This is a genomic window from Phytobacter diazotrophicus, from assembly GCF_052061655.1.
Classification (GTDB): Bacteria; Pseudomonadota; Gammaproteobacteria; order Enterobacterales; family Enterobacteriaceae; genus Phytobacter; species Phytobacter diazotrophicus.
The window spans coordinates 4435140-4459972 of the sequence record NZ_CM125428.1 but is presented as its reverse complement, the minus strand read 5'-3'; the positions used below and the strand labels follow the sequence as shown (position 1 = coordinate 4459972).

Annotated in this window: 23 protein-coding genes; 16 read left to right on the top strand and 7 right to left on the bottom strand. The window is 55.0% G+C overall.

Annotation, left to right across the window (positions count from 1 at the left end; genetic code table 11):
- The first annotated feature begins 164 nt into the window (after nt 1-164).
- The 3 genes from malZ (at nt 165) to ACS0RQ_RS21765 (ending at nt 6146) form a co-directional block, all read left to right on the top strand.
- Nucleotides 165-1982, top strand: a complete 1818-nt coding sequence (malZ, locus tag ACS0RQ_RS21775) for a maltodextrin glucosidase (RefSeq protein WP_271850703.1) — start codon at nt 165-167, stop codon at nt 1980-1982.
- 85 nt (nt 1983-2067) lie between these two features.
- On the top strand, nt 2068-4773 hold the full coding sequence (locus ACS0RQ_RS21770) for a DUF2339 domain-containing protein (RefSeq protein WP_271850704.1): 2706 nt from the start codon (nt 2068-2070) through the stop codon (nt 4771-4773).
- Complete coding sequence (locus tag ACS0RQ_RS21765) at nt 4770-6146, top strand: DUF3999 family protein (RefSeq protein ID WP_271850705.1); 1377 nt, start codon at nt 4770-4772, stop codon at nt 6144-6146. The genes ACS0RQ_RS21770 and ACS0RQ_RS21765 overlap by 4 nt, the downstream gene beginning before the upstream one ends.
- On the opposite strand, the gene acpH is transcribed toward ACS0RQ_RS21765, so the two are convergent.
- The gene (gene acpH / locus ACS0RQ_RS21760) at nt 6147-6728 is read right to left on the bottom strand and encodes an ACP phosphodiesterase (protein ID WP_271850706.1); all 582 of its coding nucleotides are present in this window, start codon (nt 6726-6728) and stop codon (nt 6147-6149) included.
- A 199-nt stretch (nt 6729-6927) separates the two neighbouring features.
- On the opposite strand from acpH, the gene queA reads away from it, so the two are divergent.
- The 7 genes from queA (at nt 6928) to ACS0RQ_RS21725 (ending at nt 14251) form a co-directional block, all read left to right on the top strand.
- Complete coding sequence (queA, locus tag ACS0RQ_RS21755; protein ID WP_041852535.1) at nt 6928-7998, top strand: tRNA preQ1(34) S-adenosylmethionine ribosyltransferase-isomerase QueA; 1071 nt, start codon at nt 6928-6930, stop codon at nt 7996-7998.
- A 123-nt stretch (nt 7999-8121) separates the two neighbouring features.
- Nucleotides 8122-9249, top strand: coding sequence for a tRNA guanosine(34) transglycosylase Tgt (gene tgt, locus ACS0RQ_RS21750; RefSeq protein WP_041852534.1), 1128 nt, complete (start codon nt 8122-8124; stop codon nt 9247-9249).
- Nucleotides 9250-9271: 22 nt separating this feature from the next.
- A complete protein-coding gene (gene yajC / locus ACS0RQ_RS21745; protein WP_041852533.1) occupies nt 9272-9610 on the top strand; it encodes a preprotein translocase subunit YajC in 339 nt (112 codons plus the stop codon).
- A 27-nt stretch (nt 9611-9637) separates the two neighbouring features.
- Nucleotides 9638-11485 carry a protein translocase subunit SecD gene (secD, locus tag ACS0RQ_RS21740; RefSeq protein ID WP_072039800.1) on the top strand — a complete coding sequence of 616 codons (1848 nt, stop codon included), beginning with the start codon at nt 9638-9640 and terminating at the stop codon, nt 11483-11485.
- 10 nt (nt 11486-11495) lie between these two features.
- A complete protein-coding gene (secF, locus tag ACS0RQ_RS21735) occupies nt 11496-12467 on the top strand; it encodes a protein translocase subunit SecF (protein WP_271850707.1) in 972 nt (323 codons plus the stop codon).
- 171 nt (nt 12468-12638) lie between these two features.
- Nucleotides 12639-12986, top strand: coding sequence for an HNH nuclease YajD (gene yajD / locus ACS0RQ_RS21730; RefSeq protein WP_041852530.1), 348 nt, complete (start codon nt 12639-12641; stop codon nt 12984-12986).
- Between the two features lie 50 nt (nt 12987-13036).
- Entirely contained in the window at nt 13037-14251 is a 1215-nt protein-coding gene (locus tag ACS0RQ_RS21725) for a hypothetical protein (RefSeq protein WP_271850708.1), read from the top strand.
- Between the two features lie 142 nt (nt 14252-14393).
- Here the strand turns inward: ACS0RQ_RS21725 and ACS0RQ_RS21720 are convergent, their stop codons facing one another.
- On the bottom strand, nt 14394-15272 hold the full coding sequence (locus tag ACS0RQ_RS21720) for a nucleoside-specific channel-forming protein Tsx (protein ID WP_271850709.1): 879 nt from the start codon (nt 15270-15272) through the stop codon (nt 14394-14396).
- Nucleotides 15273-15568: 296 nt separating this feature from the next.
- On the bottom strand, nt 15569-16111 hold the full coding sequence (locus ACS0RQ_RS21715; RefSeq protein WP_271850710.1) for a SadB/YajI family lipoprotein: 543 nt from the start codon (nt 16109-16111) through the stop codon (nt 15569-15571).
- A 153-nt stretch (nt 16112-16264) separates the two neighbouring features.
- Between ACS0RQ_RS21715 and nrdR the strand changes: the two genes are divergently transcribed.
- The 6 genes from nrdR to pgpA all read left to right on the top strand — a co-directional run bounded on the left by nrdR (nt 16265) and on the right by pgpA (nt 20364).
- On the top strand, nt 16265-16714 hold the full coding sequence (gene nrdR / locus ACS0RQ_RS21710; protein ID WP_041852526.1) for a transcriptional regulator NrdR: 450 nt from the start codon (nt 16265-16267) through the stop codon (nt 16712-16714).
- Between the two features lie 2 nt (nt 16715-16716).
- Nucleotides 16717-17820 carry a bifunctional diaminohydroxyphosphoribosylaminopyrimidine deaminase/5-amino-6-(5-phosphoribosylamino)uracil reductase RibD gene (gene ribD / locus ACS0RQ_RS21705; protein WP_271850711.1) on the top strand — a complete coding sequence of 368 codons (1104 nt, stop codon included), beginning with the start codon at nt 16717-16719 and terminating at the stop codon, nt 17818-17820.
- 89 nt (nt 17821-17909) lie between these two features.
- Nucleotides 17910-18380: a 6,7-dimethyl-8-ribityllumazine synthase gene (ribH, locus tag ACS0RQ_RS21700; protein ID WP_041852524.1), complete on the top strand. Its 471-nt coding sequence runs from the start codon at nt 17910-17912 to the stop codon at nt 18378-18380.
- Between the two features lie 19 nt (nt 18381-18399).
- Nucleotides 18400-18819 carry a transcription antitermination factor NusB gene (gene nusB, locus ACS0RQ_RS21695; protein ID WP_041852523.1) on the top strand — a complete coding sequence of 140 codons (420 nt, stop codon included), beginning with the start codon at nt 18400-18402 and terminating at the stop codon, nt 18817-18819.
- 74 nt (nt 18820-18893) lie between these two features.
- Nucleotides 18894-19871 carry a thiamine-phosphate kinase gene (gene thiL / locus ACS0RQ_RS21690; RefSeq protein WP_271850712.1) on the top strand — a complete coding sequence of 326 codons (978 nt, stop codon included), beginning with the start codon at nt 18894-18896 and terminating at the stop codon, nt 19869-19871.
- Nucleotides 19849-20364, top strand: coding sequence for a phosphatidylglycerophosphatase A (gene pgpA / locus ACS0RQ_RS21685; protein WP_041852521.1), 516 nt, complete (start codon nt 19849-19851; stop codon nt 20362-20364). The genes thiL and pgpA overlap by 23 nt, the downstream gene beginning before the upstream one ends.
- 86 nt (nt 20365-20450) lie before the next feature.
- Here pgpA and ACS0RQ_RS21680 read toward each other — a convergent pair whose 3' ends face one another.
- The 4 genes from ACS0RQ_RS21680 to xseB form a co-directional block, all read right to left on the bottom strand.
- Complete coding sequence (locus ACS0RQ_RS21680) at nt 20451-21425, bottom strand: aldo/keto reductase (protein ID WP_271899763.1); 975 nt, start codon at nt 21423-21425, stop codon at nt 20451-20453.
- Between the two features lie 186 nt (nt 21426-21611).
- Nucleotides 21612-23474: a 1-deoxy-D-xylulose-5-phosphate synthase gene (gene dxs, locus ACS0RQ_RS21675; RefSeq protein ID WP_271850714.1), complete on the bottom strand. Its 1863-nt coding sequence runs from the start codon at nt 23472-23474 to the stop codon at nt 21612-21614.
- A gap of 80 nt (nt 23475-23554) precedes the next feature.
- Nucleotides 23555-24454, bottom strand: coding sequence for a (2E,6E)-farnesyl diphosphate synthase (gene ispA / locus ACS0RQ_RS21670; protein WP_041852519.1), 900 nt, complete (start codon nt 24452-24454; stop codon nt 23555-23557).
- Entirely contained in the window at nt 24455-24697 is a 243-nt protein-coding gene (gene xseB / locus ACS0RQ_RS21665; RefSeq protein ID WP_041852518.1) for an exodeoxyribonuclease VII small subunit, read from the bottom strand.
- Nucleotides 24698-24833 lie beyond the last annotated feature (136 nt).

Sequence of the window (24833 nt, the reverse complement as noted above, 5' to 3'; positions counted from 1 at the left end):
TGTATCCGACGAAAAACCCGACAAATCACATCTGGCTTTGCGAAAAATATGCGCAGCGAGTTTTCTGCGCCCTGGTTCTCAACCCCATAAAAACGCAGAAAAGATGAGCTATCGAGACGAGATTTGTGCAAGAGTGAGGTCATTTTTGACATAGGGGAAAGTCGATGTTGCAAGCCTGGCATCTGCCTGTCGCGCCATTTGTAAAACAGAACAAAGACCAACTGGTGATGACACTCTGGCTAACCGGAAGTAAGCCTCCGTCTCGTGTCACGTTACGGGCCGAGATAGACAATGAAGAGACCTCGATACCGATGCGGCGGGTCCGCCTGGCACCAAAATCAGGCGTGACGGCCTGGCGTGCAGCCATCTCACTACAAAGTGGGCAGCCGCGGCGTCGTTACAGCTTTAAGCTGCTGTGGGACGACCGCCAGCTCTGGTTTACCCCTCAGGGGTTTAGCCCGTTTCCCCCTGCACGGCTGGAGCAATTCGCCGTCGATTCCCCTGACAGTGGGCCGCAGTGGGTAGCAGAACAGGTGTTCTATCAGATCTTCCCCGATCGTTTTGCCCGGGGGGAACAGCATCAAGATCGGCAGGACAACGTTTACTATCACCATGCCGCAGGCCAGGAAATTGTGCTGCGCGACTGGGATGAACCGTTGAGCGGCGAGGCCGGCGGCTCGACCTTTTATGGCGGTACGCTGGACGGTATCAGTGAAAAGCTGTCCTATCTGCATGAACTGGGCGTAACTGCGCTTTATCTGAACCCGGTCTTTGTCGCCCCTAGCGTGCATAAATATGATACGGAAGATTATCGTCACGTGGACGCACGTTTCGGCGGCGATCAGGCACTGCTTCGCCTGCGTCGGAGTACCCTTCGTCTGGGGATCCGTCTGGTACTGGACGGGGTCTTTAATCACAGCGGTGATTCACATGCCTGGTTTGACCGACACAACCGCGGCACCACCGGCGCCTGTCATAATCCCGCTTCCGAATGGCGTGAATGGTACAGTTTTGATGAGGATGGCCGCGCGCGTGACTGGCTGGGCTATTCCAGCCTGCCAAAGCTGGACTACCAGGCGCAAACTCTGGTGAACGAGATGTACCAGGGCGAAGACAGTGTGGTACGTCACTGGCTGAAAGCGCCCTGGAATATGGATGGCTGGCGGCTGGATGTGGTGCATATGCTGGGTGAGGGGGGCGGTGCGCGCAATAACCTGCAACATGTCGCCGGGATTACCAAAGCCGCCAAAGAGACGCTGCCTGAGGCCTACATCGTTGGCGAGCATTTTGGCGATGCGCGCCAGTGGCTACAGGCGGACGTGGAAGACGCCGCCATGAACTACCGTGGTTTTACCTTTCCGGTATGGGCGTTTCTGGCGAATACCGATATTTCGATGGATCCCCAGCGTATTGATGCGCAAACCTGCATGGTATGGATGGATAACTACCGCGCCGGGCTTTCGCATCAGCAACAGTTACGTATGTTCAACCAACTCGATAGCCACGACACGCCGCGTTTTAAAACGGTGTTGGGAAAAGATGTGGCCCGGTTGCCGCTGGCGGTGGTTTGGCTGTTTACCTGGCCCGGCGTGCCCTGCATTTACTATGGTGATGAGGTTGGGCTGGACGGTGCCAACGATCCCTTCTGCCGCAAACCCTTCCCGTGGGACAAAGCGAAACAGGACACGGAACTGCTGGTGCTCTATCAGCGGCTGGCCCGTCTGCGCAAACGTAGCCAGGCGCTCTGTTACGGCGGCTGTCAGGTTATCTACGCCGAAGGGAACGTGGTGATCTTTTTGCGTCTGTATCAGCAAGAAAGGGTGCTGGTGGCGATTAACCGTGGCGAGCACTGCGAAGTTGTCCTGCCGGAATCGCCGTTACTGGATGTCAAAGTCTGGCACGGTAAAGAGGGCAAGGGCACATTACAGGATGGGGTACTGTCGTTACCGGCAATCTCTGCCTCAGTGTGGCAGGGGAACTAACACCTACCAGAAAGCGCAGCGGGAATAGCGCAATTCCGATACTTTGTGCCAAAGTATATGCACGCTCCGGAATGAAGGTGAAATCATGGATGGACTGGTACTGATAGCCTGTACTGTGTTGTTTTTATTGCTGGTGGTTATCCCGGTAATGTCGATTCTGGCTTACCGGCGTAGTAATGCGGCCAGAGATGAGCTGTCGCGCCTGCGCCAGCGCGTGGCTCTGCTTGAACAGCAGATGAGTGGTTATGCGCCGGGACATGCGCCTGCAGCGCAGGAGGCTGCTTCTCCTGTTGACTCGCCTGAGGTTATCGTACCTGATGTTGTCGTACCTGAGGTTTCAGTTACGGAACCGCAGCCAACGCCTGAACCCGAACCGGTTCCTATCGAACCGGCTCCGGTGAATGTCTGGGCGCGAGGGACGACGGCGGCAACCGTGTCGGCCAGAGGTTCCGTTCCCCTGCCGGAACGCGAGGAGCCCGCGTCTGGCAGCCAGGCTGGCGGTATGGTCACCTCGCTGTTGCGCTGGTTTATGCAAGGAAACCCGCTGGCAAAGCTGGGTATCATCCTGCTGTTTCTTGGGCTGGCTTTTCTCTTTCGTTATAGCGTTGAACGCTCGCTCTTCCCGTTGGAGCTGCGTCTGGCTGTTGCCGCGCTGGGTGCGATGGCGCTGTTATTCCTCGGCTGGCGCTTGCGGCACAAGCAGCCTGTTTTTGCCTTAATTCTACAAGGTGGTGCAACAGGCGCGCTCTATTTAACAGTCTTTGGCGCGTTTCGACTGTGGCAGATGCTCCCCATGTCGCTGGCGTTTGCGCTGTTATTGCTAATTTGCGCGGCCAGCGTCGGGCTGGCGGTGCTACAGCGCGCATTGAGTCTGGCCATGCTGGCGAGTCTGGGTGGTTACGCCGCGCCGCTGCTGCTGTCTTCGGGCGGCGGCAGTCATGTCACGTTATTCTCTTTCTATTTATTACTGTCTGTCGGCATCCTGGCGATCAGCGTCTGGCAGCACTGGCGCGAACTCAATCTGTTGGGGATGTTCTTCACCTTCGGGGTGGGGGGAGTGTGGGGTATCGCCGACTACCGGCCTCAGTACTATCTGAGCTGCCAGCTCTTCCTGATTGCTAATCTGTTGATCTTCGGCGTATTGAGCGTGGCGCTGTCACTGCGTGCGCAAAAGAGAGGCAAACGCATTATCGATGGCGTGCTGCTCTTTGCCCCGCCGCTGATAGGGTTTGGCATGCAATATGCCATCACACAGCACCTGACATATGGCCCGGCACTCAGTGCGCTGGGTTACGGCGCGTTTTATATGCTGCTGGCCTGGGGCGCCGTAAAACGCTTTCCTGCGGCGGGAAAACCGCTCGTTCTGGCGGCGCTGGCACTCGGCGGCGCATTCACCACGCTTGCTATTCCGCTGGCGCTTTCAGCCCGTTGGACTGCAATGGCCTGGGCGCTGGAAGGGTTGGGCGTATTGTGGCTTGGCGTGATGCAAGGGCAGCGTCGCATGAGCTATAGCGGTACTGGTTTGTTGGTACTGGCGCTCGGCAGCGCGCTATGGGCGATGACCGACGGCACAACGGCGCTCTCGGTGATGGTGATTTTTGCGGTATTGAGCGCGACCTGGCTGGTTGCCGCCAGATTGTGGCGTCGCCTGCCGACACCAGGCAGCCTGGTGCTGTTGGCGGGCGGCATCGCCTTCTGGCTGGTGGCGCTCTGGGGCGCGTCTGACTGGATACTCAATAAAGGCATTCCGGCGGCGGTACTCGGACTGCTGGCGCTGTCGGTTTGGGGCTGGCGCTATATGGCACGGCGGCTTCACTGGCGGGCGTTACACTATGCTGTATGGCTGCTTTGGCCCGTGATGCTGGTGGTTTTGCTCTGGCAGTTGACTATCGAGCGGCAATTGTTGGGGGCGGGCTGGCAAAACCTCGCTTGGTGCGTGGCGCTGCCCTCGGCGTACTTACTGTTATCGCGGGAGCGCAGAGTTCCGGCCCGGTTGTCGCAAGGGCTTCATATTTCGCTGCTGTGGATGGTTTTACTGGCGGCGGGAACCGAGCTTTTCTGGTTTGTTGATGCGCTGCCCTGGGGAATGGACGCCTGGCGTATCGGCTTGCCGATGGCGGCTGGCGGCATTGTTATTCTGCTGCTTCACGGCGGCATTCGTCGCCATATTTGGCCGCTACGCGTCTGGCCTGCACTCTATGGTCAATTGGGGCCGCTGCCGCTTATCCCGCTGTTAGTTGTTCTGCTGGTGGCTGGCAATATGCATGACGGGCGCGTTATTCACTCCCTTTATCTGCCGCTGGTTAACCCGCTGGAAGAGGGGGCAGCCTTCGCGCTGCTCGGCGTGTGGTTCTGGTGTCGTTATGCGCGGCCGCGCCTGCCTGCGACCGTTACGCCATTGGTTGCACCTGCGCTGCTGGCGCTGGCTTTCTGGTGGATTAACGGGCTATTGCTGCGCCTGCTGGCGCACTATGGCGGTGTGGACTGGGATAGTGAAAGCCTGTGGAATTCGCGTCTGGTACAGACCAGTTTCGCGTTGTTCTGGATGTTGGGTGCGCTGGTGGTGATGCTGCTGGCTACCCGGCGAGGGTCGCGGCACCAGTGGCTCGGCGGCGCGACGTTGCTGGGGGTTGTCATCGTGAAATTAATGCTGGTAGACAGCGCGGGCGGTGGCGGCCTGGCGCGGGCTATCGCCTTTATTGGCGTGGCGGTGCTGGTGTTAATCGTGGGGTATTTCTCTCCCTTACCGCCTAAAGGGGCGAAGGCGTTCAGCGAGGAAGAAAAATCATGAAATGGAAGATAGCGATTTTTACCGGCGCGTTATGGTGCGCGGCGTTACCGGGGCTTGCCCAGGAAACCGCCCCGGAGTCGCCGCAGGATTATGCCTGGGGCAGGTCGCTTACGACAACGGCCTCATCGCCCTGGTATCGGGTTGCGTTACCCGACGATGTCTACCAGCAAAGCGTCTGGCCCGATCTGCGCGATGTCCGGGTGTTTAACCATCAGGGTGAGCGAGTGCCCTTTACGCTCCAGGTGCAGCAGGAGGCGCAGCCCGCGCCGAAGGAGCAGGCTTTACGCCTTTTCCCTCTTGCTGCTTCACCTGTTGAAAAGCTGTCCGATTCCGGGGAACGGGTCTGGCTGCGTTCCCCGGAGGGTTATGAAATCAAGCTTGAAGGGGAACGCATTAACACGATGGGCGAGAGCTATCTGCTGGCGCTGCCGGATAACGTGCAAAGGCAGAACGTCACACAGCTTCAGCTTAGCTGGGATAAACCGGCGGTGAACTGGCAGGGGAAAGCATCGCTCTACTACAGCAGTGATATGAAAGAGTGGGATTTAATGCAGGCGGATGCGCCGCTGATGGACGTTGCGAGCGGCAGCGATCGCCTGACGCTGAATACCATCACCATTAGTCTTTCGATGGCTATCAATACCCCGCGCTATTTACTGCTGGTGTTTGATAAGCCGCAGTTGCCTGTCACGCTTACCCGCGCAGTGGTGATAGAAAACCCGCAATCGACGGAGATAACGAACGTGGCCCTGCCCGCCGCCGGGCGAGCGATCTCGCAGGATAAGGCGCTTTACCATTGGGCCAGCCCGCAGCCTATGACCTCCATTTCCTTGAGTCTGGAAGAGGAGGGTACACTGCCGGTAGAGATCGCCTGGCGCTCCGGCGCCGATGAGGCGTGGCGACCGCTTGCGAAAACAGTGCTGTGGAATTTAAATAACCAGATATCAGAGCCAATTCCCGTCACGGTGGGTAACGTGCAGGAGATTCAGGTGACAACGGTCAACGCTCACCTGCCGAAAGTCTTGCCGCAATTGACTGGGTTACGACCGGGCCAGACGCTTATCTTTAATGCCCAGGGGAGCGGCCCGTACATTCTGGCGTGGGGGAATAAAGCGGCGCAAAGCGTGGCAACGGATCTCGATGCGTTGATTCCTGCGGCTTTACGCCAGAAGCATGCGCCGGAAAGCCTGCCAGAGGCGTGGGTCGGCGACGAGGTAAAACTGGGCGGCGAAGGGCGTCTGAGCGCCACCTCGCCGATTGAGCAGCGTAGCCAGTGGCTTACCGGCCTGGTCTGGGCCGCGCTGGTACTGGGCGTACTGGCGCTGGCATGGATGGCGCTGCGCATATGGCGCGAGGTGAAAGAGAAGGCGTAATTACAGCGTTCTGGCTTCTGCCTGCGCCATCATGCGTGGGTAGAACTGCCAGAACTTCTCTTCCAGCGCCTCGTAGTGGTTATCCAGGTCCTGCCACGAGTCACGCAGAGCATCGAGTCGCGGTCGGCGGCTGGCCATGCCGTTTAGCACCCGCTGGATAAAATCCATCTCCCGGTAGCGCTCCAGCCAGCGCTCCGACCATAAATAGTCATTTAAATTGACGAAACGTGGCGGGGCCTCCGGCAGGATCACACTGACTTGTGAATGTGCGTAGCCGACAAATTCGCTAAGCGGCATTGACGGCGAGAGCTGCTCCCAGTGGCGCGAGACGAAATGATCCCACATCACATCAAGCGTGATTGGCGCGACACGGCGTGTTTCAGGACGAAACCAGCCGCGCGCTTCTTTGACTTCCGGCAGGTTGTCGGTCAGTACGTCGATACGGCGGTGCATATGGATGCCGGAAACCACGTCGGGCGCGTAGAGTTCATCCGGGTTGCCGCGAACAAAATCCGCCAGCAAATTACCGGAAAGCGAACTATTGGCGAGGTGAGCCAGGTGCAGGTGTGCGAGAAAATTCATCGTTATACTCGTTTTTGTTCAGGTCGCATATCGTAGCGGCGTGTGTCATTCACCAGCGATGATTGGGAATTTCCTGTGCTGCCGCCATTTGTAATGCGAATTATTTAGAGTATATGAACTCTCCGGAGGGGTAAAGGTTGCAGGGAGAACGCCCCGGCACTAGACTACCCGCCTCTTATTTACGTCTTGAGTTAGTGTCATGCGCGTTGCCGATTTTTCCTTTGAATTACCTGAATCCCTGATTGCCCATTATCCGCAGCCTGAGCGCAGCAGTTGCCGCTTGCTGTCGCTGGACGGGCCGACAGGCGCGCTTGCGCACGGTACGTTCACGGATTTACTCGACAAACTGAATCCTGGCGACCTGTTGGTCTTCAATAATACCCGCGTGATCCCGGCGCGCCTGTTCGGGCGCAAAGCCAGCGGCGGTAAGATTGAAGTGCTGGTTGAGCGTATGCTCGACGATAAGCGCATTCTGGCGCATATCCGCGCCTCTAAAGCGCCGAAACCGGGTGCGGAACTGTTGCTGGGCGATGACGAGAGCATCCATGCCACCATGGTGGCCCGTCATGATGCGCTGTTCGAAGTGGAATTTAACGACGAACGTCCGGTGCTTGATATTCTTAACGCCATCGGCCATATGCCGCTGCCGCCTTATATTGACCGTCCTGACGAAGACGCCGACCGTGAGCTTTACCAGACGGTCTATAGCCAGAAGCCGGGTGCGGTTGCGGCGCCCACCGCCGGTCTGCATTTTGATGAACCGCTGCTGGCGCGTTTGCGCGAGAAGGGGATTGAGATGGCATTCGTTACGCTTCACGTCGGGGCGGGAACCTTCCAGCCGGTGCGCGTGGACAGTATCGAAGACCATATTATGCACTCTGAGTACGCCGAAGTGCCGCAGGAGGTCGTCGATGCGGTGCTGGCGGCCAAAGCGCGTGGCAATCGTGTTATCGCCGTGGGGACCACCTCCGTGCGTTCGCTGGAGAGCGCGGCGCAGGCGGCGAAAAATGCATTGATCGCGCCCTTCTTTGGCGATACGCAAATCTTTATTTTTCCGGGCTATCAGTATCAGGTGATCGATGCGCTGGTGACCAATTTCCACCTGCCGGAATCGACCCTGATTATGCTTGTTTCAGCTTTCGCTGGTTATAAGCACACCATGCACGCCTACCAGGAAGCAGTTGCGCACAAATATCGCTTTTTTAGTTACGGTGATGCGATGTTTATCACGTACAATCCGCAGGCAATTAATGAACGTCCGGGTGAGTGATCTCCCCTGACCGTCGTAGCCCGGCCAAGCGATAGCGCCAGCCGGGGCACTATTAGCACCCTGGCGTGATGCCGGGGTGAATTTTTAACCATCAGACTGTCTCTCTGATGCAGGAGAAATGAAGTGAAATTTGAACTGGATACCACCGATGGTCGCGCACGCCGCGGCCGTCTGGTGTTTGATCGTGGCGTAGTGGAAACGCCTGCTTTTATGCCTGTCGGCACCTACGGCACCGTTAAGGGGATGACGCCGGAAGAAGTGGAAGCCACTGGCGCGCAGATTATCCTCGGCAATACCTTCCACCTGTGGTTGCGTCCCGGTCAGGAAATTATGAAATTGCACGGCGACCTGCATGACTTTATGCAATGGAAAGGGCCGATCCTGACCGATTCCGGCGGTTTCCAGGTCTTTAGCCTGGGTGACATTCGTAAGATCACCGAGAAAGGCGTGCACTTCCGTAACCCAATTAACGGTGACCCGATCTTCCTCGATCCTGAAAAGTCCATGGAAATTCAGTACGATCTCGGCTCCGATATCGTCATGATTTTCGATGAATGTACGCCGTATCCAGCAGACTGGGACTACGCCAAACGCTCAATGGAGATGTCGCTGCGCTGGGCAAAACGCAGCCGTGACCGTTTCGACTCGCTGGAAAACCCGAATGCACTGTTTGGCATCATTCAGGGGAGCGTTTACGAAGATTTACGCGATATCTCTGTGAAAGGTCTGGTAGAGATTGGCTTTGATGGCTACGCTGTCGGCGGTCTCGCTGTGGGTGAACCAAAAGCGGACATGCACCGAATTCTGGAACATGTTTGCCCGCAAATACCGGCGGATAAACCACGTTATCTGATGGGCGTGGGCAAGCCAGAAGATTTGGTAGAAGGCGTTCGTCGCGGCATCGATATGTTTGACTGTGTTATGCCAACACGCAATGCCCGCAATGGTCATCTGTTTGTGACCAACGGCGTGGTGAAAATCCGTAACGCGAAATATAAGAGCGATACGGGTTCACTCGACCCTGAGTGTGATTGCTACACCTGTCGCAATTATTCCCTCGCTTACTTGCATCATCTCGATCGTTGCAACGAAATATTGGGCGCGCGACTCAATACCATTCATAACCTGCGTTACTACCAGCGCTTGATGGCGGGTTTACGTAAGGCCATTGAAGAGGGTAAATTAGAGAGCTTCGTGACCGATTTTTACCAACGTCAGGGGCGAGATGTTCCGCCTTTGAATGTTGCTTAATTTTAATAATGAGGGAATTTGAATGAGCTTTTTTATTTCTGATGCGGTAGCAGCAACAGGCGGCGCGGCAGGTGGCAGCCAGAGCCCGATGTCTCTGATCCTGATGTTGGCGGTGTTTGGTCTGATTTTTTACTTCATGATCCTTCGCCCACAGCAGAAACGCACCAAAGAACATAAAAATCTGATGAACTCCATCGCGAAAGGTGATGAAGTGCTGACCAACGGTGGTCTGGTTGGTCGCGTAACCAAAGTAGCGGAAACTGGCTACATTGCTATCGCGCTGAACGATACCACCGAAGTGGTTATCAAACGTGACTTCGTAGCTGCCGTTCTGCCGAAAGGCACCATGAAGGCGCTGTAATTTCTTGTTTTCCCAAAGGGAACTGCCGTGTTAAACCGTTATCCTTTGTGGAAGTACATTATGCTGGTCGTCGTCATTGCCGTCGGCCTGCTCTACGCACTTCCCAACCTGTATGGTGAGGATCCGGCTGTTCAGATCACTGGTGCGCGCGGTGTCGCCGCCAGTGAGCAAACGCTGATCCAGGTCCAGAAAACTCTACAAGAAGAAAAAATCGACGCGAAGTCTGTGGCACTGGAAAACGGCGCTATTCTCGCTCGCTTTGACAGCACTGACGTTCAGTTACGCGCGCGCGAAGCGCTGGTGTCTGAGCTGGGTGACCAGTTTGTCGTGGCGCTTAACCTTGCTCCGGCCACCCCGCGTTGGCTGAGCGCAGTGAATGCCGAACCCATGAAACTGGGTCTCGACCTGCGTGGCGGTGTGCACTTCCTGATGGAAGTGGACATGGACACCGCGCTTGGCAAACTCCAGGAACAGAATATCGACAGCCTGCGTAGCGATCTGCGCGATAAAGGCATTCCTTACACCACTGTGCGTAAGGAAGATAACTATGGCCTGAGCATTCTCTTCCGCGATGCCAGCGCACGTGACCAGGCGGTCACTTATCTGACCCAACGTCACCGTGATCTTGTTATCACCAGCCAGGGCGACAATGCGCTGCGTGCGGTGATGTCCGACGCGCGTCTGAGCGAAGCCCGCGAATATGCGGTGCAGCAAAACATTAATATCCTGCGTAACCGTGTGAACCAACTCGGCGTCGCTGAGCCGCTGGTACAGCGTCAGGGTTCAGACCGTATTGTGGTTGAGCTGCCGGGTATTCAGGATACGGCGCGTGCAAAAGAGATTCTGGGGGCAACGGCGACGCTGGAATTCCGTCTGGTCAACAGCAATGTTGATCAGGCCGCCGCCGCCGCGGGCCGCGTTCCGGGCGATTCCGAAGTGAAGCAGACCCGTGAAGGCAACCCGGTCGTGTTGTACAAACGGGTGATTCTGACCGGTGACCATATCACGGACTCCACGTCCAGCCAGGATGAGTACAACCAGCCACAGGTGAACATTTCCCTGGATAGCGCTGGCGGTAACATCATGTCTAACTTCACTAAGGACAACATCGGCAAACCGATGGCGACCCTGTTCGTGGAGTACAAAGACAGCGGTAAGAAAGACGCGAATGGCCGCGCTATTCTGGTGAAAGAGGAAGAGGTGATTAACATCGCCAATATCCAGTCTCGTCTGGGTAACAGCTTCCGTATCACCGGTATCAGCAACCCGACCGAAGCGCGTCAGCTCTCTCTGCTGCTGCGTGCCGGTGCGCTGATTGCGCCGATTCAGATTGTTGAAGAACGTACCATTGGTCCAACACTGGGTATGCAGAACATCACTCAGGGGCTGGAAGCCTGTCTGGCAGGTCTGGTGGTCTCCATCATCTTCATGATCTTCTTCTATAAGAAGTTTGGTCTGATTGCGACGAGCGCACTGATTGCCAACCTGGTACTGATTGTCGGCATTATGTCCCTGCTGCCAGGGGCGACGCTCACCATGCCGGGTATTGCGGGTATCGTGTTAACCCTTGCGGTTGCGGTCGATGCTAACGTACTGATAAACGAACGTATCAAAGAAGAGTTGAGCAACGGTCGTTCGGTGCAGCAAGCCATTGATGAAGGCTATAAAGGCGCGTTCAGTTCCATCTTTGATGCGAACGTCACCACGCTGATTAAAGTCCTGATCCTGTACGCAGTGGGTACGGGCGCCATCAAAGGCTTTGCCATTACAACCGGTATCGGTGTGGCAACGTCGATGTTTACTGCCATTGTCGGCACCCGTGCCATCGTGAACCTGCTGTACGGCGGCAAGCGCGTTAAAAAGCTGTCTATCTGAGGAGTGCGTTGTGGCACAGGAATACACTGTTGAACAATTGAACTACGGCCGTAAAGTCTGGGACTTTATGCGCTGGGATTACTGGGCGTTCGGCATCTCAGGTCTGCTGTTAATCATCTCTATCGCTATCATTGGCGTGCGCGGGTTTAACTGGGGTCTGGATTTTACCGGCGGTACGGTTATCGAAATCACGCTGGAAAAACCAGTGGATATGGACCAGATGCGTGAAGCACTGCAGAAGTCGGGCTTTGAAGAGCCGCTGTTGCAAAACTTCGGTAGTAGCCGCGACATCATGGTACGTATGCCGCCTGTACACGGGGAAACCGGTGGTCAGGAGCTGGGCAGCAAAGTCGTTAAAGTCATTAACGAAACCAGCAGCCAGAATGCAACGGTCAAACGTATTGAGTTTGTTGGCCCGAGCGTGGGCGCAGACCTTGCACAAACCGGTGCAATGGCGCTGATGGTGGCGCTGATTTGTATCCTTGTTTACGTCGGATTCCGCTTTGAGTGGCGTCTGGCTGCAGGGGTGGTTATCGCGCTGGCGCACGACGTGGTGATTACCATGGGGGTGCTGTCGTTGTTCCATATCGAGGTTGACCTGACTATCGTGGCATCGCTGATGTCCGTTATCGGTTACTCGCTCAACGACAGTATCGTAGTTTCGGACCGTATTCGTGAAAACTTCCGTAAAATTCGTCGCGGAACGCCTTACGAAATCTTTAACGTGTCGCTGACCCAGACGCTGCATCGTACGTTGATCACCTCCGGGACAACCTTAGTCGTGATCCTGATGCTGTATCTGTTTGGTGGTCCGATTCTGGCGGGCTTCTCCCTGACCATGCTTATTGGTGTCACCATTGGTACGGCGTCCTCGATTTACGTGGCCTCTGCGCTGGCGCTGAAACTGGGCATGAAACGCGAGCACCTGATTCAGCAGAAAGTGGAAAAAGAAGGGGCGGATCAGCCGTCAATTCTGCCGTAATCCGGCTCTCCGCTTAAAAAAACCGCAGCCGCAAACTGCGGTTTTTTTATGGCTGATGTGACTGCGTTACGTCGACGAGGACTTTCTCCGTCCAGAAGCGGGAATATTGATAAAAATACTGCCGCGCGCGAAACTGACGCTAATCCGATATTTATCCAGGTACTGACACATATGGCGATTATCCCTAAAAACTATACGCGGCTGGAAAGCGGCTACCGTGAAAAAGCATTAAAACTGTTTCCATGGGTGTGCGGGCGCTGTTCGCGGGAGTTTGTTTATTCGAACCTGCGTGAACTCACCGTTCACCATATCGATCACGATCATACCAATAACCCCGAAGACGGCAGTAACTGGGAATTGCTTTGCCTGTTCTGCCACGATCATGAGCATTCGAAATATACCGAAGCGGACCAGTACGGTTCGACGGTAGTAGCGGGGGAGGATGCGCAAAAGGATATTGGTGAGGCGACCTATAATCCGTTCGCCGACCTGAAAGCGATGCTCAACAAGAAAAAATAAAACAAAAGTGAAAACCACGGATGGTTTTCTGACGAACAAGGATGTCTGCTATGAGTAAACCTCACTATTTTACATTCCGCTTTCGCGGTTTTGCCGTGGGTAACGATCCCGAAAGCGGCTATCTGCGCCTCATTACCCGCCATCACACTTTTTATACCGATAAGCGCTTTTTCAACGATGATGCAGGCTTTGACCAGCTTCAGCCAGACAGTCGAATCTACCTTGGAACCCACCGTTTAAAAGATGGCAGTTACTGGATTGACTGGATAACTGATGGCACGACGACGCTTGAGATCGCTCACGCACGTCCCGCGTTACTTCTTCCGCTTAGCCGCCTGCTAACAGGAATTCCGGCTTTTTTTATCTCTGGCTCAATGATGTTTAGCTGGGGATTTGCTTTTCTTATGCCGCTGCTGTTTCTGACCGTCACGATGATGCTGCTAACCTGGGGACTGGCGGACCTTCATGCGGTCTGTTTGCGCTTTTCCCCACGGGTTCGTGATCTTCTGGCAAAGCTTGAGCAGGCAAAGCGGGGTGATACCTCCTTTTGTGAAGATATTGGTCAGGCGCTGTTAAACCCGCCGTATCCCGATTCGATGCCGGAAGGCTTCTCTGACTTTGGTCCAACGTTGAGTGAAATAAAACAGACGGTCTCGGCTGTCAGAAGCGGGGAGTGGAAATCGTATGTTGCCGACAGTTCCGGTGCGGCGCTGGTATATGTATGTCAAGGGCGGGGGTTATCGCTGTCATGGCGGATGGGAGATCCGGCGCTGCGCAGCCAGATAGATAAAATTTTGCCTTTTTTCTACCGGACCCATGCGCCTTTTATCAGTCAGGGCGATCATGTTCTGACCATTTTCAACCACCATTCAAATAAAGCGATTGGCGTCTATAACTTTACCGATGGCGGCTGCTACATCGCCAACGGCAACTGGTATCGCAGTGACCAAAGCATGGCGGCATTTTATCGGGGTATGTTGTTTATCTTTGCCCCATGCATGATGGCGCTGATGATGCTTTTTAGCGCGGGCTTTGCATTGAGCGCGGGCGACGTATGGCGCTGGCATGCAGTTTGCGGGGCGCTGAAAAGTATGTTTTCCGTCCTCTGCATCCTCTGTGGCGCACTGCTTGGCGGAAGTGACCTGGCTATTCAACTGACACGCTTATGCTCATCTCGGGTCAGCGACTGGCTGCGCCTGCGCAGGCGGCTTGAAAAATTGCGTCAGGAACAGCAGCACCCACCTTACATTCAGGAGATTTGGTAATGTTCGCTACCTTTCCCCGGCGCAGCCTGTGCGTGGCGCTTTTGTTCGCGCTCGGTTACTGGCTGAGCCCGTTTACTGTTTAAAAATAAAAAAGGCACCGACGCAAATCGCGTTCGGTGCCTGATTTTAAGCCCAAAAGCGCTTAAAAGTTGTAACCCACAACCAGGTATCCACCCCAACCCGTAGAGCGTACGTTCTCTTTCATCCAGACCAGGTCGGCATCATTATTCCACTGACCACCATTGTGCCAGTAACGCGCAACAGCAGAGTAGTGCCAGTGATCGTAGCTCAGAGACAGGATGTGGCTGGACGCGATAGAGTTGTTGGTGCGCTGCTTGATGCCGTTTTCAGCATACGCGCTCTTATCGCCCAGATCTGAACCCCAGTCAAAGTTGGTGAAACCGATATAGCTCAGGTTGCCGCCCCACAGGGAGGTGATCGGCACAAAGTATTTCACTTTGAAACGGTAGCCGTCCCAGTCGTTCTGGTTTTCTGCACCGTAGTTCTGCCACTGGTATTTCGCGTACACGTTCAGAGACAGGCTCATCGGCAGACCGGTATCAATGTCAGTACCCAGACCCATATACCAGGTGCTCTGGCGGCCGGATGCGTTGCGACCCATGTCGTAGATGTAGTTGTTCGCGAAGTACCACTCTTTGAACGGGCCAAAGCTCAGGTCGGTACCGGTCAGCTTATCAATTGAGAAGCGCGGTTCGATTTCCATGAACAACGGAGAGCCATGGTTCCAGATACCTTTTGCGTCAGTGTTACCACCGAAGAAGACGGGTGCATCGGCATAGCCGTAAAAATCGAACCAGTCTTTTTTTGCAAATGCTTCATATTCCAGATAGGTATCGTTACGAATCTGCGGTCCGAAGCGGGTGTGATAGCTACCTACCACGTTAACGCTCTGGTGCCACCAGTCAGACACGTATTCCGGTTTGCTGTTATCCGCTGCATTCACGGAGAAAGAGGTCGAAAAAGCCAGTGCAGCGCCGGCTGCGAGTAATGTTTTCTTCATAATTATGCCACTGATAAGAGATCCCTTACGGGAATGAAAGAATGCACGCATTGCGTTTCTAAATATTTCATGTTTCTGCGGGCTTATTATAAGTATCCTTGCTCACAAAAATATGTGTTGTTTCACATTAATGAAACACACGTAATCGATTGCGTTCACGTTTGCGCGTATTAAGCAGCGGGGATTGTACTGATGATCATCATTGTTGCCAATAAATGACACCCGCCAGATTCTCATCCGGCGGGTGTTCAGACGTAACAAAGTGTGAATAAGAGCGACGGCGTCGCCGGGGAAAATTATTGTGGAGTGGCGGGCTGAATATCGTGGATGCGAACGAAACCTAACTGATCCGGCGTGATGCCATTGAGTTGTAGCGCGACGTCAACATCACTTGGCGCGAGCGTACTGGCCGGAGCACTAATAAGCTGGTTTTGTACGTTAACTTCCTGGAAGCTCTGCGTGGTGCCCTGAATTTGTCCCCACTCAACGGTGCCGCTGAATGCCGGGAGTGGATCGTTAGACTCCCCCTGAATTCGCAGCGTGGCCCGCGTGCCGTTCGCATTTGGCGTGATGTCTTTCAACGTCATACGCAGCATACCGATCTGGCTGTTCAGCCGGGCAGGGGTATTGGAGCCGGGTAGCAGGTAGACACCATTGGTGGATTTAGCATTCAGCGCGTTTTGCTGAGTGATTTTCACCGTCTCTTTGTTCAATTTGGCCATTTCATTGTTCAGTGTGCTGACATTCTGATGCAATTGGCGGACCTCGCTTTGCTGTGCACAGGCGCTAAGGGCGAAAACGCTTCCCAGTAACAGGGATCTTAGGTAACGTCTTGTCATTCTGTCTGTTTCCTTGAAGATGAGGATGTTCTTTATGGTAGATCGCAACGGCTGCGTTGCCATCGATCCATTGTCTCAAAATCGGCTCGTCTTTGTTGTCATGCCAGTTCAGGGTAAAATAGATTTCAGTTAACTCACTCGCCAGGACGTCGTATGCATTGCCCATTCTGTTTCGCCGTGGATACCAAAGTAATTGATTCTCGCCTTGTCGGTGAAGGTTCCTCTGTTCGCCGCCGCCGCCAGTGTCTGGTATGTAATGAACGTTTCACCACGTTCGAAGTGGCTGAGCTTGTCATGCCGCGCGTTGTAAAAAGCAATGAAGTTCGCGAACCGTTCAACGAAGATAAGCTACGCAGCGGTATGTTAAAAGCGCTGGAAAAACGCCCGGTGAGCTCTGATGACGTTGAGATGGCGTTAAATCACATCAAGTCACAATTACGTGCTACCGGTGAGCGAGAAATTCCCAGCAAAATGATCGGCAATCTGGTCATGGAACAATTGAAAAAGCTCGATAAAGTTGCCTATATCCGTTTTGCGTCGGTATATCGCAGTTTCGAGGATATCAAAGAGTTCGGCGAAGAGATCGCCCGTTTACAGGACTGATCATGCACGACGAAATGTACATGGCGCGCGCGCTTAAGCTTGCGCAACGCGGGCGTTTCACTACTCATCCGAACCCGAATGTCGGCTGTGTGATTGTGAATAACGGCGAAATCGTCGGCGAAGGCTTCCACTATCGTGCGGGTGAACCGCACGCTGAGGTACATGCATTGCGTATGGCGGGTGAGCGTGCACGGGGTGCTACCGCGTATGTGACGCTTGAGCCGTGCAGCCATCATGGGCGTACACCGCCGTGCTGTGAAGCACTCATTGCCGCTGGTGTCGCTCGCGTTGTGGCGGCCATGCAGGACCCGAATCCGCAGGTTGCGGGGCGGGGGTTGTACCGCCTGCAGCAGGAGGGCATCGAGGTCAGTCATGGTCTGATGATGTCAGAAGCCGAAGCGCTGAATAAAGGTTTTTTAAAACGCATGCGTACCGGTTTCCCCTGGATCCAGCTTAAACTTGGCGCATCCCTTGACGGCCGTACCGCGATGGCCAGCGGCGAGAGTCAGTGGATCACGTCGCCGCAGGCGCGACGCGATGTACAGCGTTTACGCGCCCAGAGCCACGCGATTTTAACCAGTAGCGCGACGGTACTGGCGGATGACCCAAAACTGACCGTTCGCTGGGACGAGCTGAGCCCGGACGTACAAGGGCTTTATCCGCAAGAAAACCTGCGCCAGCCGGTGCGTATTGTCGTGGACAGCCAGCATCGCGTGACACCTGAACATGCCATCGTTCAGCAGTCGGGAGAGACCTGGTTTGCGCGGACACGCCATGATAGCCGTGCCTGGCCTGAATCAGTACGTGAGATCCTCGTGCCGGAACACCGTGGTCATGCAGACCTGGTCACGCTGATGATGCTGCTGGGCAAACAGCAGATCAACAGCATTTGGGTAGAAGCGGGGGCTAACCTTGCGGGCGCTTTGCTGCAGGCGGGGCTGGTCGATGAACTGATTGTCTATCTTGCGCCGAAACTGTTGGGTGCGGATGCTCGGGGGCTGTGCGTACTGCCAGGTCTGGAAGCGCTGGCCGATGCACCCTCTTTTAAATTCAATGAGATACGTGAGGTTGGGCCAGACGTCTGCCTGCATCTTACCCACGCGTAGCCTCTGCTGTAAAAGGGAGGCAGCGCGTGAAATATTATGATAAAATCCGCCCCCCTGCGGGGTCTGAACTGAACCTGTGAAGGAAGAGTATGAACATTATTGAAGCTAACGTTGCAACCCCGGACGCTCGCGTCGCCATCACCATTGCGCGTTTCAACAACTTTATCAATGACAGCCTGCTGGAAGGTGCGATTGACGCCCTGAAACGCATTGGTCAGGTAAAAGATGACAACATTACCGTTGTTTGGGTGCCGGGCGCGTATGAACTGCCACTGGCGGCTGACGCGCTGGCGAAAACCGGTAAATATGATGCGGTGATTGCGCTGGGTACCGTTATCCGTGGCGGCACCGCGCACTTTGAATATGTGGCTGGCGGTGCAAGCAATGGCCTGGCGCATGTCGCTCAGGACAGTGGAATCCCGGTAGCCTTCGGTGTTCTGACCACTGAAAGTATTGAACAAGCCATCGAACGCGCTGGCACCAAAGCCGGTAATAAAGGTGCAGAAGCTGCACTGACCGCGCTTGAAATGATTAACGTATTGAAAGCCATCAAGGCCTGAATTTTGTAAGGGGAATTCCGTGAAACCTGCTGCTCGTCGCCGCGCCCGTGAGTGTGCCGTCCAGGCGCTCTACTCCTGGCAGTTGTCCCAAAACGACATCGCTGATGTTGAATACCAGTTCCTGGCGGAACAGGACGTAAAAGATGTGGACGTTCTGTACTTCCGTGAACTGTTGACCGGGGTGGCGACTAACAGCGCGTATCTCGACGGCCTGATGAAGCCGTATCTGTCCCGTCTGCTCGAAGAGCTGGGCCAGGTTGAAAAAGCGGTGCTGCGCATTGCTCTGTTCGAATTGTCTAAACGTGATGATGTTCCGTACAAAGTTGCGATTAACGAAGCTATCGAACTGGCGAAAACCTTCGGCGCAGAAGACAGCCACAAATTTGTAAATGGCGTGCTCGACAAAGCAGCCCCCGCGATCCGTCCCCACAAAAAATGATCCGTAAGCCGGAGCCGGGCGTTGTTTTGACACGCCCGATCCGGCTTTTTCTTTTCTTTGCTGAGGCATAACGTATGGCATGCGGCGAATTTTCCCTGATTGCCCGTTATTTTGACCGTGTAACAAGCTCGCGCCGTGACGTCGATACCGGCATTGGCGACGACTGTGCACTGCTCAACGTACCCGAAAAGCAGACGCTGGCAATCAGCACTGACACGCTGGTGTCAGGCATCCATTTTCTTCCTGATATCGAACCGGCTGACCTGGCATATAAAGCACTGGCGGTGAACATTAGCGATCTGGCGGCCATGGGGGCTGATCCGGCATGGCTAACGCTGGCGCTGACCCTGCCGAGTGTCGATGAAGACTGGCTTAAAGCGTTTAGCGATAGCCTGTTCGAGCAACTCAATTACTACGATATGCAACTCATTGGCGGTGACACAACCCGTGGTCCGTTGTCGATGACGTTGGGTATTCATGGCTATGTTCCCGCCGGGCGCGCTTTAAAACGTAGCGGCGCCAGGCCTGGCGACTGGATTTATGTCACCGGCACACCGGGCGATAGCGCCGCCGGGCTGGCTATTTTGCAAAAGCAGTTGCAGGTCGCCGACGCACAAGATGCCAAATATCTGTTGCAGCGCCACCTGCGCCCTGTACCGCGCGTTTTGCACGGGCAGGCGATGCGCAATCTGGCAAGCTCGGCTATCGATCTCTCCGATGGGTTGATCTCGGATCTTGGACATATTCTCAAGGCCAGCGGTTGCGGTGCGCGGGTCGATCTCAATGCGTTACCTTATTCGCAGGCGATGTTGCGTCATGTGGATACGGAACAGGCTCTGCGCTGGGCGTTGTCAGGCGGTGAAGATTACGAGTTGTGCTTTACCGTACCGGAAATTAACCGGGGTGCGCTGGAGGTAGCCGTGGGCCATCTGGGTGTGCCTGTGACCTGTATTGGGCAGATGAGCGCGGATGTGGAAGGCCTGAATTTTACCCGTGAAGGTAAAACTGTGACGCTTGACTGGAAAGGATATGACCATTTTGCCGCGCTTTAAAGACATTGCCAAAAGCCGTTTGAAAATGAGCAACCCGTGGCATTTGCTGGCTACGGGTTTTGGTAGCGGATTAAGCCCTGTCGTGCCGGGCACAATGGGCTCTTTAGCCTCTATCCCGTTCTGGTATCTGATGACCTTTCTCCCGTGGCAGCTCTATTCGTTGCTGGTGATGCTGGGGATTAGCGTGGGCGTTTATCTCTGCCATCGTACGGCGAAAGATATGGGCGTGCACGATCATGGCAGCATCGTCTGGGATGAATTTATCGGGATGTGGATCACCCTGATGGCACTCCCGACGAATGACTGGCAGTGGGTCGCCGCCGGTTTTGTGATCTTCCGTATTTTCGACATGTGGAAACCGTGGCCGATTCGCTGGTTTGATCGGAATGTACATGGGGGCATGGGGATCATGGTTGACGATATCGTGGCCGGGATTATCTCCGCAGGTATTTTGTATGCGGTGGGTCACTACTGGCCGATTGGTATTCTCTAACCGACGCTTTTATCAGAGATTGCCCGGATGAGGCGTTTAACGCTGCATCCGGGACATTTCAGACCGTTCAAAAAACCACTAACGAATCACTTAAACCCGACCACCGGATGCTGTTTGTACGGTGTTTCCATTTCGGCGATCTGCTCTGGTTTTAGCGTTAAATCTACCGCCTGTAATAGCTCTTCGAGTTGTTCTTCGCGCGATGCGCCGATAATCGGGGCGGCGATACCGGGTTTGCTCAGCAGCCATGCCAGCGCGACCTGCGCGCGCGTAGCGCCCGTTTCTTCGGCAATGGAGCCAAGACGCTCAGCAATCTGCGCGTCGTTCTCATCGCTTTCGTTGTAGAGTTTTTTCCCTACCTCGTCTGATACGATTCGCGCGGTGGTTTCACCCCAGGGACGAGTCAGGCGACCGCGCGCCAGCGGACTCCACGGGATCACCGCCACCCCCTCTTTATAGCAGAGCGGCAGCATTTCACGCTCTTCTTCACGGTAGATGAGATTGTAGTGATCCTGCATGGTGACAAAGGGCGCCCAGCCGTGCTGTTTTTGCAATTCCAGCGCCTGTGCGAACTGGTGGGCGTGCATGGAGGACGCGCCGATGTAACGGGCTTTCCCGGCTTTTACGACATCATTGAGCGCTTCCAGCGTCTCTTCAATCGGTGTGTTGTAGTCCCAGCGGTGGATTTGCAGTAAATCGACATAGTCCATCCCCAGGCGTTGCAGACTGTCATCAATGGAACGCAGAATTTGCGCACGTGAGAGGCCTTCTTTGAGCGTGCCGGACGCATGATAGACCTTGGTGGCCACTACCACGTCTTCACGGCGGGCGAAGTCACGTAGCGCACGGCCCACGATCTCTTCACTGCTGCCATCGGAATAGCTGTTTGCGGTATCAAAGAAGTTAATTCCGCCATTCAGGGCGTGCTGGATAATCAGACGACTACTCTCTTCCGGCAGCGTCCAGGCGTGGTTGCCACGATCTGGTTCACCAAAGGTCATGCAGCCAAGGCAAAGGCGGGAAACTTCAAGATCTGTTTTTCCTAACGTGTTGTATTGCATGGGTCCACTCCTGCTTATACTCGTCATATCTCGAGTGACAGGTGCGTTGCCTGCGTCAGCGCGCCCCAGTCACATCGGTGTCTATGCTCCCGGGGATTTACTGACTTGGTGCCTTCCTGCAACCCGAACTATTTAGAGTAGGATTTAAAACATTACCGTTAAGCATAGCAGGAGCGTCAGGGGAGGTTATGCGAGCCAGCCTGTGATACGTGCTTGAATACCCGCAGCATCCAGCCCCAGTTCGGCACGCGCTTCATCCTGGGTTCCCTGAGGAATGAAAAAGTCCGGCAGGCCAAGGTTCAGGACAGGAATCGGTTTACGCTGCGACATTAATAGCTCGTTCACGCCGCTGCCCGCGCCACCGATGATGGCGTTTTCTTCCAGCGTAATCAACGCCTCATGCCGTGCCGCCATCTCCAGAATCAGCGCGTTATCAAGTGGTTTAACGAAACGCATATCGACCAGTGTGGCGTTGAGTGCTTCCGCGGCTTTTGCGGCTTCCGGCAATAAGGTACCGAAGTTAAGGATGGCGACTTTCTCACCTTCACGCTTCACTACGCCTTTACCTAACGGCAGTTTTTCCAGCGGTTCGAGCGTCACGCCAACCGCGTTACCACGTGGGTAACGCACGGCGCTCGGGCCTGCGCTGTGGTGATATCCGGTAAACAGCATCTGGCGGCATTCGTTCTCGTCGCTTGGCGTCATGATAATCATGTCCGGGATACAGCGCAGATAGGAAATATCAAACGCCCCCTGATGAGTCTGGCCATCAGCACCGACGATCCCTGCACGATCAATGGCGAACAGCACCGGCAGTTTCTGGATAGCGACGTCGTGGATAACCTGATCATAGGCGCGCTGCAGGAAGGTGGAATAGATGGCGACCACTGGCTTATAACCGCCAATCGCCAGCCCGGCGGCAAAGGTCACCGCGTGCTGTTCAGCGATCGCAACATCGAAATAGCGATCCGGGAATTTGCGGGAAAACTCCACCATGCCTGAACCTTCACGCATCGCGGGGGTAATCGCCATCAATTTGCTGTCTTTTGCCGCCATTTCGCACAGCCAGTCACCGAAAATCTTCGAATAGCTCGGCATACCGCCACTGCTTTTCGGCAGGGTACCGCTGGTCGGGTCGAATTTCGGTACCGCATGGAAAGTGATCGGGTCTTTCTCGGCGGGCTCATAGCCACGGCCTTTCTTGGTCATGATATGCAGGAACTGCGGGCCTTTCAGACCGCGCATATTCTTAAGCGTATTGATAAGCCCCAGAACATCGTGGCCGTCAACCGGGCCAATGTAGTTAAAGCCCAACTCTTCAAACAGGGTGCCGGGCACTACCATGCCTTTGATGTGTTCTTCGGTACGCTTGATGAGCTCTTTGATTGGCGGCACGCCGGAAAGCACTTTTTTGCCGCCTTCGCGCAGCGTGGAATAGAGCTTACCCGAGAGTAACTGCGCCAGATGGTTATTCAGCGCGCCGACATTTTCAGAAATCGACATCTCATTGTCATTCAGCACAACCAGCATATCCGGGCGGATATCGCCCGCATGGTTCATGGCTTCGAATGCCATACCGGCGGTAATCGCGCCATCGCCAATCACGCAGACGGTGCGGCGCTGTTTGCCCTCTTTCGCGGCGGCAACGGCAACACCAATGCCCGCGCTGATGGATGTGGAGGAGTGACCGACGCTTAACACATCGTATTCGCTCTCACCGCGCCACGGGAAAGGGTGCAGGCCGTTTTTCTGCCGGATAGTACCGATGCGATCGCGTCGGCCTGTAAGAATTTTGTGCGGATAAGCCTGGTGGCCAACGTCCCAGATTAACTGATCAAATGGCGTGTTATAGACATAATGCAGTGCCACGGTCAGTTCAACCGTGCCAAGCCCGGAGGCGAAGTGTCCGCTGGAGCGGCTCACGCTGTCGAGCAGGTAGCGACGCAGTTCATCGCACAGCTTCGGCAGGCTCTCTTTTGGCAGCGAACGCAATTCCGCAGTGGAATCGACAAGTGCCAGGGTCGGGTATTTGGCTATATCAAAACTCATCAGAGACTCATCGTGTTGCTCGTCATCCATTGGGCGATGTTTTTGCCTTTCGGCAACCCGGACGATTCGGAGCGTATTGTTTATTTATCACGCTGGATTATGTAATTCGCCAGTGCTTCCAGTGCCGTTGTATCCAGTGATTGCGCCGCCAGGAGATCAAGAGACTGGCGAGCGTCGGCAATCAGATCGCGGGCTTTAATCCGGGCTTGCTCAAGGCCCAGTAACGCAGGATAGGTGCTTTTGCCGAGCTGCTGATCGGCACCCTGGCGTTTACCAAGTGTCGCAGTATCGCCGACAACATCCAGGATGTCATCCTGAACCTGGAAGGCCAGACCGATGCTTTCGGCGTACTTATCCAGCACCGGCAGCCATTGATGACCTGAATTGCCCGCACTGAGTGCCCCCATTCTTACCGCCGCGCGAATCAATGCGCCCGTTTTATGGCGATGAATGCGCTCCAGCGCGGCTAAATCGACCTGCTGACCTTCTGCTGCGAGATCCAGAGCCTGGCCTCCGCACATGCCGGCAGCGCCGCTGGCAATCGCCAGTTCGCGTACCATGGCAAGGCGGTCCTGCGTTGCCACTTCTGGCATGGGCGCATCACTGAGGATAGTAAACGCCAGCGTTTGCAGCGCGTCTCCGGCCAGTATCGCATTGGCTTCGCCGAATTTGATGTGGCAGGTGGGCAGGCCACGACGCAAATCATCATCGTCCATGGCAGGCAAGTCATCGTGAATCAGCGAATAGGCGTGAATACACTCAACCGCTGCTGCAGGGGCATCCAGGGTTTCCCGGCTGACGCCGAACATGCCGCCAGTGGCATAGACCAGGAACGGACGCAGGCGCTTACCGCCTAATAATGCGCCATATTGCATGGCCTCAACCAGAGGAGTGTTCTGAAAGGGAAGAGGGGCAATAAACCGCCGCAGGGCATCATTGGCATGTTCGACACAGGCCTGTAATTGTTGGCTAAAGTCCATTTACTCGTTATCCGGTGTGAACGGCGTGAGAGGTGCCTCTTCATTGTCGGACAGCAAAATCTGTACGCGCTGTTCCGCCTGCTGGAGTTTCACTTGCCCCTGACGGGCAAGCTGTACGCCGCGTTCGAATTCATTAAGGGCCTCTTCCAGCGGAAGATCGCCGCTTTCAAGACGGGTAACAATCTGTTCCAGCTCGCTCAACGCCGTTTCAAATGTGGCGGGTGCGTCGTTTTTCTTTGGCATAGTGAATGTCTGACTCTTATTGATACCGACTACGATATGGTAGCGAAGTCGTGAGGCTTAGCAAATAACGCGCAATGGTCATGCAAAATGCGCAGGAGCTTCGCGATGGTGGTATACTTCCGCGCCTGGATGGCAG

Coding starts and splice junctions, on each gene's coding strand:
- malZ (WP_271850703.1), top strand. CDS start 165: ATGTTGCAAGCCTGGCATCTGCCTGTCGCGCCATTTGTAAAACAGAAC.
- ACS0RQ_RS21770 (WP_271850704.1), top strand. CDS start 2,068: ATGGATGGACTGGTACTGATAGCCTGTACTGTGTTGTTTTTATTGCTG.
- ACS0RQ_RS21765 (WP_271850705.1), top strand. CDS start 4,770: ATGAAATGGAAGATAGCGATTTTTACCGGCGCGTTATGGTGCGCGGCG.
- acpH (WP_271850706.1), bottom strand. CDS start 6,728: ATGAATTTTCTCGCACACCTGCACCTGGCTCACCTCGCCAATAGTTCG.
- queA (WP_041852535.1), top strand. CDS start 6,928: ATGCGCGTTGCCGATTTTTCCTTTGAATTACCTGAATCCCTGATTGCC.
- yajC (WP_041852533.1), top strand. CDS start 9,272: ATGAGCTTTTTTATTTCTGATGCGGTAGCAGCAACAGGCGGCGCGGCA.
- yajD (WP_041852530.1), top strand. CDS start 12,639: ATGGCGATTATCCCTAAAAACTATACGCGGCTGGAAAGCGGCTACCGT.
- ACS0RQ_RS21725 (WP_271850708.1), top strand. CDS start 13,037: ATGAGTAAACCTCACTATTTTACATTCCGCTTTCGCGGTTTTGCCGTG.
- ACS0RQ_RS21720 (WP_271850709.1), bottom strand. CDS start 15,272: ATGAAGAAAACATTACTCGCAGCCGGCGCTGCACTGGCTTTTTCGACC.
- ACS0RQ_RS21715 (WP_271850710.1), bottom strand. CDS start 16,111: ATGACAAGACGTTACCTAAGATCCCTGTTACTGGGAAGCGTTTTCGCC.
- nrdR (WP_041852526.1), top strand. CDS start 16,265: ATGCATTGCCCATTCTGTTTCGCCGTGGATACCAAAGTAATTGATTCT.
- ribD (WP_271850711.1), top strand. CDS start 16,717: ATGCACGACGAAATGTACATGGCGCGCGCGCTTAAGCTTGCGCAACGC.
- ribH (WP_041852524.1), top strand. CDS start 17,910: ATGAACATTATTGAAGCTAACGTTGCAACCCCGGACGCTCGCGTCGCC.
- thiL (WP_271850712.1), top strand. CDS start 18,894: ATGGCATGCGGCGAATTTTCCCTGATTGCCCGTTATTTTGACCGTGTA.
- pgpA (WP_041852521.1), top strand. CDS start 19,849: ATGACCATTTTGCCGCGCTTTAAAGACATTGCCAAAAGCCGTTTGAAA.
- ACS0RQ_RS21680 (WP_271899763.1), bottom strand. CDS start 21,425: ATGCAATACAACACGTTAGGAAAAACAGATCTTGAAGTTTCCCGCCTT.
- dxs (WP_271850714.1), bottom strand. CDS start 23,474: ATGAGTTTTGATATAGCCAAATACCCGACCCTGGCACTTGTCGATTCC.
- ispA (WP_041852519.1), bottom strand. CDS start 24,454: ATGGACTTTAGCCAACAATTACAGGCCTGTGTCGAACATGCCAATGAT.
- xseB (WP_041852518.1), bottom strand. CDS start 24,697: ATGCCAAAGAAAAACGACGCACCCGCCACATTTGAAACGGCGTTGAGC.